This window comes from Micromonospora sp. NPDC049366, assembly GCF_044466625.1.
Classification (GTDB): domain Bacteria; phylum Actinomycetota; class Actinomycetes; order Mycobacteriales; family Micromonosporaceae; genus Micromonospora.
In genome coordinates this window covers 21173-31673 of sequence record NZ_JBITMV010000011.1, presented here as the reverse complement: position 1 = coordinate 31673, position 10501 = coordinate 21173, and the positions used below count along the sequence as shown (strand labels likewise).

The following is a 10501-nucleotide window of genomic DNA, read 5'->3' as shown; positions in this document are numbered from 1 at the left end:
TCGGATCGGTGCGACGGCGTGCGGCCATCGCCGTTGCGATGGGTGACCAGGGCGGCGCCCAAAGAGGGGCCAGTTCGCGGCTGACCTACCTCTATGCTGCGACGCGAATACCCAATTGTGGGCAAAGTAGAGGGACCGGTGGAGATTCGCGTTCTGGGTGGCCTGTCCGTGCAACTTCCGGGCGGCACACTGCAGCTGGGGACGCCCAAACAACGTGCCGTTCTCGCGATGCTCGTGACACAACCGGGCCAGCTCGTGACGGTCGGCGAACTGGTCGATGAACTCTGGTCCGCGGAACCGCCCCGCTCCGCCGTTCCGAACGTCCGCACGTACGCCGCAAATCTGCGTCGACACTTCGAGACCCTTCTTCCCGACGTCCGAGTCTTGCGGCCCGAGGGAAACGGCTACCGGCTGCACGTCGAGCCGGATCGGATTGACGTCTACCGTTTCGAGGTCGAGTGCCAGCAGGCTCGGGACCTGCTCGACCGGGGGCTGCTCGACCGGGCCGCGGAGCTGCTCGACGGGGCGGTGGGCCGCTGGCGGGGCCCCATGCTCGCGGGCGTGCCCCTCGGACCGGTGCTGACGTCCCGCACCGTCGCGGTCGAAGAGGAGCGGGTGCTCGCCGTCGAGCTCCTGGCGGACGCCTGGACGCGGACGGGCCGCGCGGAGCAGGCCGTCCCGCTGCTGCGGGAGCTGCTCGGCCGTCACCCGCTCCGGGAATCCGCCCACCTGCTGCTGATGCGGGCGCTGTATCAGCGCGGCGACCGGTCGGGTGCGCTCGCCGCGTACGGCAACGCGCGGGACCTGCTGCGGGACGAGCTCGGCATCGCGCCCGGCGCGGAGCTGCGACGCTTCCGGCGCACCCTGGACGAGGGCGCCGGCGCTCCCCGCCGGGACCGGGTGCCGGCGCCACGGACGGCCCCCGGCGCAGGCCCCCGCAGCGACCCGCCGATCGACGCCCCGGCCCGATCCCACGGCACCGGCAACTGGCTCCCCCGACCGGTCACCGACTTCGTCGGGCGCGGCGGGACGATCGAGCGGGTGCTGGCCGAGACGCGCCGGGTGGAGGCGCGTACGTCCGCGGTGCACGTGATCGACGGCATGGCCGGCAGCGGTAAGACGAGCCTCGCCGTGCACGTGGCCCACCGGTTGGCCGACCGCTACCCGGACGGGCAGCTCTTCATCGACCTGCGCGGTCACGGTGGCGGGGACCCGATCGACCCGGGGACCGCGCTGGCCACCCTGCTGCGGCAGCTCGGCCTGCCGGGTCAGCAGATCCCGGCGGAGCTGGCCGACCGCGTCGACGCGTGGCGGCGCGAGCTGGCCAGCCGTCGGTGCGTCGTCGTCCTGGACAACGCCGGCAGCCGGGAACAGGTGCTGCCGCTGCTCCCGGTGCTGCCGGGCACCGCGATCGTCGTGACCGCCCGGCGGCGGCTCACCGGCCTGGGGATGGGGCCGCCCGAATCCCTCCCCGTGATGACCCTCGACGAGGGCCTGGAGCTGCTGGCCCGGTCCGCCGGCCCCGCCCGGGTCGCGGCCGAGCCGGACGCCGCCGCCGACGTCGTACGCCGCTGCGGCCACCTGCCGCTGGCGATCCGGCTGGCCGGATCCCGGCTGGCCCGACGGCGCAGCTGGCGCCTCGCCGACCTGGCGGCGCTCCTGGCCGACGGGTCGCGCGCGCTCGGTCAGCTCTCCGAGGAGGAGCGGACCCTGGCCGGCGTCTTCGCCACCTCCTACGAGCCGCTCAGCGTTGCCGGTCGGCGGCTGTTCCGGCTGATGAGCCTGCACCCGGGCGGGCACCTGACCCTGCCGATGGCGGCGGCGCTGGCCGGCCTGCCGCTCGACGCCGCCGCCCGGGCCCTGGACGAACTCGTTGACGGCCACCTCGTCGAGGAGGTCACCGCCGAGCGATACCGCATGCACGACCTGCTGCGGCAGTACTCGTTGGAGCTGTCGGCGCGGACCGACTCCGCCGAGGACCGCCGGACCGCGCTCGCGGAGCTGCTCAACCTGGTGACGCACGCGGTGCTGCGGGTGGCCGAGCTGCTCGAACCGGATTTCATCCGGGAGCAGGCGGTGCCGGGGCCGCCCCACCGTCCGGACCTGCTCGCCGCGCTGAAGCCGCCGACCGTCGAGGTGTTGGAGCGCGAGCGGGCGGAACTCGTCGCCCTGGTCGTGCATGCGCAGGAGGAGGGGCAGCACGGGTACGCCTGGCGTCTGGCGCGGATCCTCTGGCGGTTCTTCTACATCCGCGGATACTTCGACGACATCGTCCTGACCCACCGGCATGGGCTGGCCGCCGCCGAGGTGACCGGCGACCCGCACGCCATCGCCTCCATGAACAACTACCTGGCCTCCGCGTACGCCCGCACGGGTGACTACCGTGCCGCGCTGGAGCACGTCACCAGGGCGGTGGCGGTGTGCGAGCGGGCCGGCGAGAGCCACAACCTCTTCCGGTACCGGGCCAACCTCGTCGTCGTGCAGATGCTCCGGGGCGACCTGCGGCAGGCCGTCGAGGTGGGGCTGGAGAGCCTGCGGGACGGGCGGGGCCTCGGCGGACACGACGTCGCCGTCGGGCTGCCCAACACCGGGCTGGCCCTGGGCCTGAGCGGACGGTACCGGGAAGCCCTGCGGATCCACCGGCTGCACCTCTACTGGGGGCGGCAGGGCGGAAGTACCTTCCACATCCTCAACGCGCTCAGCCACATCGGTGGGGTGCGGATGCGCCTGGGCGAACACCGCCAGGCGATCCGGTTGCTGCGGGCGTCGCTGCTGCTGCGCGACCGGACCGGCCACCGGTACGCCGAGGCGGAGGTCCGCAACGACCTCGGCGCCGCGTACCGGGCTCTCGGGCGGCTCGCGGAGGCCGAGCAGGAGCACGAGTTGGCCCGGACCCTGGCCCACGAGTCGGGCGAGCGCCACGTGGAGGCGGCGGCGCTGAACGAACTCGGCCGGACCCTGGCGACCCGCCGTCGGTATGACGATTCGGCCGGGATGTACCGCGCCGCGCTGCGCCTCGCGACCCAGATCGGCCACCCGTACGAGCAGGGGCGGGCGTTGGCGGGGCTGGCGGAGCACCACGCGCGTACGGACCCGGCGGAGGCGCGCCGGCACTGGGAGCGGGCGCTGGCGATCTTCCAGCGGATCGGCGCCCCGGAACGGTTCGAGGTGTCCCGGCGGCTCTCCGCCACCGTCCTCGACCGCTCCCCCGATGGTGGCTGACCCGGACGGGTCCGCTTATCGAATTCTTATCGCCCCTTTCGTTATGGTCCTCGCCGTGTCGGCGAACGGGGGAGGTTCTGGCGTGCGTCAGAACCGGGTCGCCGTGTCGCCCGCCGCTCGGGTCCCCCCCAGCGACTTGGCGGCGGGTGGGTAGGGAGGGGCGGCGCGGGCCCGTCTAACGGGCGGCGACGCTCCGGCGCGGGGCCGCCGCTCCTCCCGCCGTCACGGGAGCACTCCGGACGGTCGTATGCGGAGGATAGGCTCGCGGCCGTGACCGAACCCGCGCAGCTCACCCACGTCGACGCGGCCGGCGCGGCCCGCATGGTCGACGTGTCCGCCAAGGCCGTGACCGGGCGGTCGGCGGTCGCCGCCGGCCGGCTGCGGACCACGCCCGAGGTGGTCGACCTGCTCCGCCGCGACGGCCTGCCCAAGGGCGACGCGCTGGCCGTCGGCCGACTCGCCGGCATCATGGGCGCCAAGCGCACCCCCGACCTGATCCCGCTCTGCCACCCGATCGCGCTGCACGGCGTCACCGTCGACCTGCGGCTCACCTCCGACACCGTCGAGATCACCGCCACCGCCCGCACCGCCGACCGGACGGGCGTGGAGATGGAGGCGTTGACGGCGGTGGCGGTCGCCGGCCTGGCCCTGGTCGACATGGTCAAGGCGGTCGACCCGGCCGCCTCGGTCGACGCGGTCCGCGTGCTCCGCAAGGAGGGCGGCAAGACCGGCGAGTGGATCCGCCCGGAGGACCGGCCGTGATCCGGGCCCGGGTGGTCGTCGCCTCCAACCGGGCCGCCGCCGGCGTCTACGCCGACACCAGCGGCCCGCTGCTCGTCGCCGGCCTGCGTGAGCAGGGCTGCGAGGTCGACGATCCGGTGGTCGTGCCCGACGGGGAGCCGGTCGGTGCGGCGCTGCGCGCCGCGCTCGCCGACGGCGTGGACGTCGTCGTGACCAGCGGTGGCACCGGCATCACCCCCACCGACCGCACTCCCGACGTGACCCGAGCGCTGCTCGACTACGAGATCCCCGGGATCGCCGAGGCGATCCGCGCGCACAGCCGTGACCGGGTGCCCACCTCCGCGCTCTCCCGGGGCGTCGCCGGAGTGGTCGGTCGGATGCTGGTGGTCAACCTGCCCGGCTCGACCGGCGGCGCGAAGGACGGGCTGGCGGTGCTCGGCCCGATCCTCACCCACGCCGTCGACCAACTGCGCGGCGGCGACCACTGAGCGCGCGACTGGCGCGGCGCGTCGACCGGCACCCCGATAGGCTCGGCGAGTGAGCACGAGAACCGCACCGGCCACCGACCGCGCCGCCGCGCCGCCGGTCGGTTGGGACGAGGCGCGCTCCCAGGTCCACGCGGCCGGGCTGGCCGCCGCGCTGCCCGTGGCCGCCCGACCGCTCGTCGACACCGACGGGCACACCCTCGCCGCACCGTTGACGACCCGCACCGACCTGCCCGCGTTCCCCACCTCCAGCGTGGACGGCTGGGCGGTGCGCGGCGCGGGCCCGTGGCGGGTCGCCGGGCGGGTCCTGGCCGGCGGCACCCCGCCGCCACTGACCGAGGACGGCACGACCGTCGAGATCGCCACCGGCGCCATGGTGCCCGAGGGCGCCACCGCCGTGCTGCGCGTCGAGGAGTCCGAGCGCACGGCCGACGGACGGGTCACCGGCACCCCCCGGCCCACACCCGAGTGGCGCAAGCCGGGCGAGGAGGCGTACGCCGGGGAGGAGCTGCTGCCCGCCGGCACCCCGATCGACCCGGCGGTGATCGGGCTGGCCGCCTCCTGCGGGCTCGACACCCTGCCGGTGCGGCGCGCGCCGCGCGCCGCGCTGCTGGTCTTCGGTGACGAGCTGCTGACCGCCGGCCCACCCGGCGCCGGCCGGGTGCGGGACGCGCTCGGCCCCTCGGTGCCGGCGTGGCTGCGCCGCTACGGCTGCGCGATCGGCGCCGACGACGTGACCGGCCCGGTGGTGGACACCCTCCCGGCGCACGTCGACGCGCTGCGCACCGCGTTGACCACCGCCGACCTGGTCTGCACGACCGGTGGCACCATGCACGGTCCCGTCGACCACCTGCACCCGGCGCTGGCCGCGCTCGACGCCGACTACGTGGTCAACACCGTCGCCGTCCGCCCCGGGTTCCCGATGCTGGTGGCCCGGGTGACCGGCGCCGACGGCCGGGACCGCTTCGTGGCCGGGCTGCCCGGCAATCCGCAGTCCGCGATCGTAGCCCTGGTCTCGCTGGTCGCCCCGCTGCTCGCCGGCCTCCAGGGCCGGTCGCTGCCGGCGCTGCCGGAGGTCACGCTGGGCGAGGCGGTGCCGGGTCGGGGCGACTTCACCCACCTCGCCCTGGTGCGGGTCGACGACGTCGACGGCACCGCTCACCCCGTCCGGCACGTGGGCTCGGCGATGCTCCGAGGGCTGGCCCGCGCGGCCGGCTTCGCGGTGATCCGTCCGGGCACCACCGGCGAGCCGGGCGCCCGGGTTCCGCTGGCACCGCTGCCGCTGCTGCCCGGGGAGCGTGCCTGGTGACCGCCCCGACCGTCGCGTACGGCGAGGTCACCGACCAGCCCCTCGACCTGGCCGCGCACGAGGCAGCGGTCGCTGACGCACGGGCCGGCGCCGTCGTCTCCTTCCAGGGCGTGGTCCGCGACCACGACCACGGCCGCGCGGTGACCAGCCTGGAGTACGAGGGGCACCCGAGCGCCGAGCAGATCCTGCGTGAGGTCGCCGCCGAGATCGCCGCCGACCCGGACGTCTACGCCGTCGCCGTTTCGCACCGGGTCGGTCCGCTCGCCATCGGCGACGTGGCCCTCGTCGCGGCGGTCAGCACCGCGCACCGGGCCGCCGCGTTCGCCGCCTGCGCGCGGCTGGTCGACGAGGTGAAGGCGCGACTGCCGATCTGGAAGCGGCAGGTGTTCGCCGACGGCTCCGAGGAGTGGGTCAACTGCCCCTGACCGCCGTGGCGGGTCAGGGGCCACGCACCGTTCCGACCGTGGCCGGGCGGGGCGGCCGGTCAGCGTCGGGCGGCGACGACCGCCCGGCCCATCCGGTCGGCGTGGAACGCGGGCTCGGCGCCCGGCCGCCACGGCAGCCCGGCGACCAGCACGATCAGCGCCACCGCCAGGGAGTTCTCCATCAGCGCGCCGAAGAGGCCGTCCTGGTAGTGCGACACCTCCGGCAGTTGGTGCTCGTACGGCCAGATCGGCGAGATCAGGAACAGCAGGTAGAGCCCGAGCGCGGCCACGCCGTGCCGCAACCCGGTCAACGTCGGATACCAGATCGGCGGGCGCAGCCCGTTCACCCCCGGTAGCCCGCCGTTCGGCTGCGCCGGTCCGGTCCGGTACGCGAGCCCTCGGCTCGCTTCGCGGCGGCGTACGGCGGCGTCGGCGAGCACGATGATCGCCGGGATCACCCACACGAGGTGGTGCGTCCAGGAGATCGGGCTGATGACGTTGGCGGTCAACCCGACCAGCGTGAACGCGGTGAGTTCGTCACCGTCCGCGTGCGCGTTGCCGGCACGGGACAGGCCCAGCGCCAGGATCAGCACGGCGAAGGCGAACCAGAGCAGCCCCGGGGTCTCGATCGAGTCGTACAGCCGCGCGAGGAGGCCGGCCAGTGACTGGTTGGGCGTCATGTCGGCCGCGCCGACCCGCTCGGTCTGCCACAGCACACTGCCGAAGTAGGTCCGGGACTCCGCGCCGACGATCCCGAAGGTGCCGACGGTGACCGCGATCGTGGTACCGACGGCCGTGGCCGCGACCCGCCACTGGCGAGTGATCATCAGGTAGGCGATGAAGAGCGCGGGGGTGAGCTTGACCGCGGTGGCCAGCCCGATGCCGGCGCCCGCCCAGGCGCCGCTGTAGATGAAACGCAGCAGCGGCCCGTCGTCGTCGGTCGCGTGCGTGCCTCGGCGGGAACGCCAGCGCAGGCCGACCAGGTCGGCCATGATCAGCGCGAACAGGAGCAGGTTGACCTGGCCGTAGCCGAGGGTTTCCCGGGCCGGCTCGATCGCCGCCGCGAGCGGCACGGCGATGGCGACCGAGAACCACAGGGGCCAGGCCAGCCGGTCGACGATCGGACGCAGCAGGGCGGCCAGCACGATGGCCAGCGCGGCGAGGCTGGCCGCCGCGTTGACCAGGCCGGCCGCCTCCACCGGCAGGTGCGCCATCGGCAGCATGACCAGACCGGCGAACGGCGGGTAGGTGAAGCCGAGGGTGGTGTCGGGGGCGATGAATTCGTAGAGCTCGTGGCCGCTCGCCCACCACACCACCGCACCGTGGTAGATCTTCATGTCGAAGAAGTTGTACGGACGCCCGAAGAGGCCGATGGCGAGCCACGCGGCGTAGGCGACGGCGGCCACGATGCCGACCCGTACGACTGTCCGTCGATCGATCCCACTCGTTACGCGGTGCACCGGGGCGAGGCGGCCCGGCCGTCTCCCGACGGTCGCCGGCATGGCGTGGCCACCCCCGTACCAAGGTCGTCGTCCTACCCGTGCAGGTCCTGCACGGAGCCTAGAACGGCGCCTCACCTCAGTGCCTCCCGCGTTATGCGACCGTGTCCGATCCCACACAAGTTTTTGACATTTCCACCGCGTTAACGCCTACCGCGCCGTTCAGGTGATTCGCGGCGTTGGGTGGGGTGCGGTGTCACCGAGGAGAGGTATCGACGCAGGTCAGCCGGGAATTCGTCGGGCGGTGGCGGCGGATCGCACGGCGATGCGGGCCTCCCGCCGGGCGGTACGCACCGCCCGCTGCACGGAACGTCGAGAGTGGCCGATGCGGTGGCCGGTGCGCCAGCGCAGCCCCGGCCGACCCCCGGTGTCCGCGGCGGCGAGGAGCAGCCCGCCGAAGAGGCCGAGGTTCTTCAGGAAGTGCACCTGGTTGTTGACCCGCGCGGCCGGGTCGTCGTTGTTCCAGAAGGGATGCCCGGCGACCGTCACCGGGACGAGCGTGCCGGCGAGCACCAGCGCGGTCGGCCGGGCGAGCCGTCCCGTGGCGAACATCAGCCCGGCGCCCATCTGCACCGCCGCGTTGGCGCGGATCAGCGACACGGTATCGGTCGGGATGCGGGGGTTGATGCTCTCGAGCAGGGGGGCCACCCGATCGGTGGTGGGCTTTGCCGTCGGCGCCAACCGCTCCGGGTTCATGAAGTTGCGGTACCCGCTGTGCAGGAAGATGCCGCTCAACATGATGCGGGCGAGGGAGCGTACGGGTTTCATGGCTCAGTCATACCCCCTCGTGACCCCCGCCACCCCTGCAACCGCCGATCCGGACCCGCCCGCGTACGCTCCGCGCCACGCCGAATCGAGCGACCGTCGCGGATGGACCGGCTGCGGGGAGTAACGTCGCGCGCGTGACGACGCTGCGGCTGCGACCCGAGGGCCCGGCCGACGCCGGCCCGGTCCGGCGGGTGCTGGCCGCCGCTTTCGCGCGCCCCGACGTCGCCACGCCGCCGGAGGTGGGCCTGGTCGAGGAGTTGCGCGACAGCGACGCCTGGATCGCGGAGCTCGCGATGATCGCCGAGTACGGGGGCGAGGTCGTCGGCTACGCGCTGCTGACCCGCGTGCGGGTGAAATCCGACGCGGGCCCGGTGCCCGCGTTGGCCCTCGGCCCGGTGGCGGTGGCGCCGCATCGGCAGCGGGTCGGGCACGGCACCGCCGTGGTGCAGGCTGCCCTGGACGCCGCCACCGAGCTGGGCGAGCGGCTGGTGGTGGTGCTGGGAAACCCGGCCTACTACCGGCGCTTCGGGTTCGGCCGGGCCGACCGGATGGGCCTCACCAGCCCGTGGTCGGGGTTGGGAGAGCCGTGGCAGGCACTGGTGTTGCCCCCGGCGACCAGTGACGCCGCACCACCACCACAGGGTGAGGTGGTCTTCCCGTCGCCCTGGTCGAAGGTCTGAACCACCCCGGTCGGCGCCCTCAGGCCGGCTGGGTGCGCAGGTAGCGGCCGAAGTGCGGGACGGTGAACGCGACCGTCCCCCGCTCACCGGAGTAGATGAGCCCCTTCTTGATCAGGGCGTCCCGGGCCGGCGAGAGGCTGGCCGGCTTCCGGCCGAGGGCACGCGCGATCTCCGCGGTCGGCACCGCCGCGTCCATGTCGTCGCGGACCGGGCCGCCCGCCTCGGCCTCCACCAGCGACAGGGTGGCCATCGCCCGCATGTACTCACGTTCGGCCGGGGTCGCCCGTTCGAAGCGGGAGCCGAAGAACCCGACCGCCAGTTCGGCCTCGGCCTCCGGCGCGGCGACCCGCACGTCGGCCGCCGTGATCGGGGAGCGCGGCGCGTGGTCCCAGGTGGCCTTCCCGTACGCCTGGACGAAGTACGGGTAACCGCCGGACTTCTCGTAGAGCAGGTCGAGCGCCTTCTGCTCGTACTCCACCTCCTCGCGCTCCGCCGGCGCGCAGAACGCCTGGTCGGCGGCGATCCGGTCGAGCCGGTCGATGCGCTGGTAGCGGAAGAGCCGCTCGGAGTACGACTTCGCGGCGCTGAGCACGGCCGGCAGGTGCGGCAGGCCGGCGCCGACCACGATCAGCGGCGCGCCGATCTGGGAGAGCTCGTGGCAGGCGGCGCAGAGGGCCGACACGTCCTCCGGGCCGAGGTCCTGCATCTCGTCGATGAAGATGGCGATGCCGGTGCCGACGTCGCTGGCCACGGCCGCCGCGTCGCTCAGCAGCTCGACCAGGTCGATCTCGATGTCACCGGAGTCGGCCCGGCCGCTGGCCGCCGGCACGTCGATGCCGGGCTGCCAGCGGTCGCGCAGCTTCGGTGCGGCGCCGCCCCGGCCGGCCGGGGCGGCGCGCATCGCGAACGCCTTGAGCACGCCGAGGAACGCGTCGATCCGGTCGGGTGCCCGGTGTCGTGGCGCCAACTCACGGACCGCCATGTGCAGCGCGGCCGCGACCGGACGGCGCAGCGACTGGTCCGGCCGGGCCTCGATCTTGCCGGTGCCCCAGAGCCGGTTGATCGCCTGCGAGCGCAGCGTGTTGAGCAGCACGGTCTTGCCGACGCCCCGCAGGCCGGTGAGCATCAGGCTCCGCTCCGGCCGCCCTCGGGCGATGCGCTCCAGCACGATGTCGAAGACGTCCAGCTCGCGGCCCCGCCCGGCGAGTTCGGGCGGACGCTGGCCGGCGCCCGGCGCGTACGGGTTGCGGACCGGATCCACGCATCGGAGAGTATCGGGCCGTCTAGTGGGGCGGCTAGACATGCGTAGATGGGGCTACCGGCGTGTCGGGACCGTCGAGATAAAACTAGGGCTGTCTAGCGTCCATGCTAG

Annotated in this window: 9 protein-coding genes; 6 read left to right on the top strand and 3 right to left on the bottom strand. The window is 74.1% G+C overall.

Annotation, left to right across the window (positions count from 1 at the left end; translation table 11 throughout):
- The first annotated feature begins 93 nt into the window (after positions 1 to 93).
- The 5 genes from ACIBTV_RS17005 (at position 94) to ACIBTV_RS16985 (ending at position 6182) form a co-directional block, all read left to right on the top strand.
- Positions 94 to 3222, top strand: coding sequence for an AfsR/SARP family transcriptional regulator (locus ACIBTV_RS17005; RefSeq protein WP_396705837.1), 3129 nt, complete (start codon positions 94 to 96; stop codon positions 3220 to 3222).
- Between the two features lie 270 nt (positions 3223 to 3492).
- Entirely contained in the window at positions 3493 to 3984 is a 492-nt protein-coding gene (moaC, locus tag ACIBTV_RS17000; RefSeq protein ID WP_396705835.1) for a cyclic pyranopterin monophosphate synthase MoaC, read from the top strand.
- Positions 3981 to 4451: a molybdenum cofactor biosynthesis protein B gene (locus ACIBTV_RS16995; RefSeq protein ID WP_396705833.1), complete on the top strand. Its 471-nt coding sequence runs from the start codon at positions 3981 to 3983 to the stop codon at positions 4449 to 4451. Before moaC ends, ACIBTV_RS16995 begins: the two co-directional genes overlap by 4 nt.
- 49 nt (positions 4452 to 4500) lie before the next feature.
- Entirely contained in the window at positions 4501 to 5757 is a 1257-nt protein-coding gene (locus ACIBTV_RS16990; RefSeq protein ID WP_396705832.1) for a molybdopterin molybdotransferase MoeA, read from the top strand.
- Positions 5754 to 6182, top strand: coding sequence for a molybdenum cofactor biosynthesis protein MoaE (locus ACIBTV_RS16985; RefSeq protein ID WP_396705830.1), 429 nt, complete (start codon positions 5754 to 5756; stop codon positions 6180 to 6182). The genes ACIBTV_RS16990 and ACIBTV_RS16985 overlap by 4 nt, the downstream gene beginning before the upstream one ends.
- A 59-nt stretch (positions 6183 to 6241) precedes the next feature.
- Here the strand turns inward: ACIBTV_RS16985 and ACIBTV_RS16980 are convergent, their stop codons facing one another.
- Positions 6242 to 7684 (bottom strand): glycosyltransferase 87 family protein, encoded by a 1443-nt coding sequence (locus tag ACIBTV_RS16980; RefSeq protein WP_396705828.1) that lies wholly within the window; start codon positions 7682 to 7684, stop codon positions 6242 to 6244.
- A 219-nt stretch (positions 7685 to 7903) separates the two neighbouring features.
- The gene (locus ACIBTV_RS16975) at positions 7904 to 8449 is read right to left on the bottom strand and encodes a DoxX family protein (protein ID WP_396705826.1); all 546 of its coding nucleotides are present in this window, start codon (positions 8447 to 8449) and stop codon (positions 7904 to 7906) included.
- A 134-nt stretch (positions 8450 to 8583) separates the two neighbouring features.
- Between ACIBTV_RS16975 and ACIBTV_RS16970 the strand changes: the two genes are divergently transcribed.
- Positions 8584 to 9129, top strand: a complete 546-nt coding sequence (locus tag ACIBTV_RS16970; protein WP_396705824.1) for a GNAT family N-acetyltransferase — start codon at positions 8584 to 8586, stop codon at positions 9127 to 9129.
- A 19-nt stretch (positions 9130 to 9148) separates the two neighbouring features.
- Here ACIBTV_RS16970 and ACIBTV_RS16965 read toward each other — a convergent pair whose 3' ends face one another.
- On the bottom strand, positions 9149 to 10390 hold the full coding sequence (locus ACIBTV_RS16965) for an AAA family ATPase (protein WP_396705821.1): 1242 nt from the start codon (positions 10388 to 10390) through the stop codon (positions 9149 to 9151).
- Between the last annotated feature and the right edge of the window lie 111 nt (positions 10391 to 10501).

Coding starts and splice junctions, on each gene's coding strand:
- ACIBTV_RS17005 (WP_396705837.1), top strand. CDS start 94: ATGCTGCGACGCGAATACCCAATTGTGGGCAAAGTAGAGGGACCGGTG.
- ACIBTV_RS16980 (WP_396705828.1), bottom strand. CDS start 7,684: ATGCCGGCGACCGTCGGGAGACGGCCGGGCCGCCTCGCCCCGGTGCAC.
- ACIBTV_RS16975 (WP_396705826.1), bottom strand. CDS start 8,449: ATGAAACCCGTACGCTCCCTCGCCCGCATCATGTTGAGCGGCATCTTC.